1 protein-coding gene is annotated in these 1,330 nt (G+C 73.2%); it reads left to right on the forward strand.

Features of this window, described 5'->3' with window-relative positions; translation table 11 throughout:
• Positions 1-27 precede the first annotated feature (27 nt).
• A complete protein-coding gene (locus GWI24_RS44465) occupies positions 28-1,305 on the forward strand; it encodes an ATP-binding protein (protein WP_210951677.1) in 1,278 nt (425 codons plus the stop codon).
• Positions 1,306-1,330: the final 25 nt, after the last annotated feature.

Here is a 1,330-nt window from a genome sequence, read left to right on the forward strand (position 1 = left end):
GTCGGCTGGGCGTGTGACGATCGAGCCATGACCGCCGCAGTGCCCCCCACGGCCCCCGAGCCACCCCCGCGCAAGCTCTACCGCAGTGCCGAAGGCCGTCTCCTCGGCGGTGTGGCGCGCGGGCTCGCGGGGCATCTCGGGCTGCCGGTCGCCTGGGTGCGGATCGTCTTCATCGCGCTGTTCATGGCGGAGGGGTTCGGCGCGCTCGTCTACGCGCTCTTCTGGTTCATCGTCCCGCTCGGCGTCGGCGGCGTGGAGACGACCGCCGGCCGCCCGCTCACCGCCGTGGGCCCCGACGGCCGCCGCCGGATCCTGGCTCGCAGGCCGGAGCGGGGCCAAATCATCGCGCTCGTCGCCCTCTTCGTCGGCATGGGGATCTTCGTCCAGGGCTTCCAGCTCGGCCGCGCCAACACCTACATCTGGCCACTCCTCCTCATCGGCGCGGGTGTCGCCCTCTTCTGGCGCCAGGCGGACAACGCCCGCCGCGCCCAGTGGGTCGAGCTCAGCCGCAGCAAGCGGGTCCTGCCGCTGGCCCGTGGCGCCGCGGGGATCGTGCTGGTGGCCGCCGGGGTGTCCGGGATCGTCGTCCTCCAGGGCTCGGCCAAGCACCTGGGGGCCGTGCTGCAGGCGGCCCTGGCCGTCCTTGTCGGCATCGCGCTGCTGGTGGGCCCGTATGTGGTGCGGATGACGCAGGACCTCTCCGAGGAACGGCTGATGCGCATCCGCGCGCAGGAGCGGGCGGAGGTCGCGGCCCACGTCCATGACTCCGTGCTGCACACCCTCACCCTGATCCAGCGCAACGCGGAGGACCCCCGCGAGGTGGCCCGCCTCGCCCGCGCCCAGGAGCGGGAGCTGCGCGCGTGGCTCTACCGGCCGGAGGGCACGGGCAAGGACGAGGCCGAGGAGCCGGACACCCTCGCGGAGGCGGTGAAGAAGACGGCGGCGGAGGTCGAGGACCACCACGGCGTCCCGATCGAGGTGGTGGTGGTCGGCGACTGCCCCCTGGACGAGAAACTGGGCGCACAGATACAGGCGGCGCGCGAGGCGATGGTCAACGCGGCCAAGTACGGTGGCGACGGCGGGGCCGTCCAGGTCTTCGCCGAGGTCGAGGGGGCCACGGTGTTCATCTCCGTGCGCGACCGCGGCCCCGGCTTCGACGTGGACGCGGTGCCGGAGGACCGGATGGGCGTACGCGAGTCGATCATCGGCCGGATGCAGCGGAACGGCGGTACGGCGCGGCTGAGATCCGCGCCGGACGGGGGCACGGAAGTGGAGCTGGAGATGGAGAGGGCGGCGACGACATGACCGACGCGACGGGCGGTACGAACGC

This window comes from Streptomyces sp. MK37H (assembly GCF_018035285.1).
Classification (GTDB): Bacteria; Actinomycetota; Actinomycetes; order Streptomycetales; family Streptomycetaceae; genus Streptomyces; species Streptomyces endocoffeicus.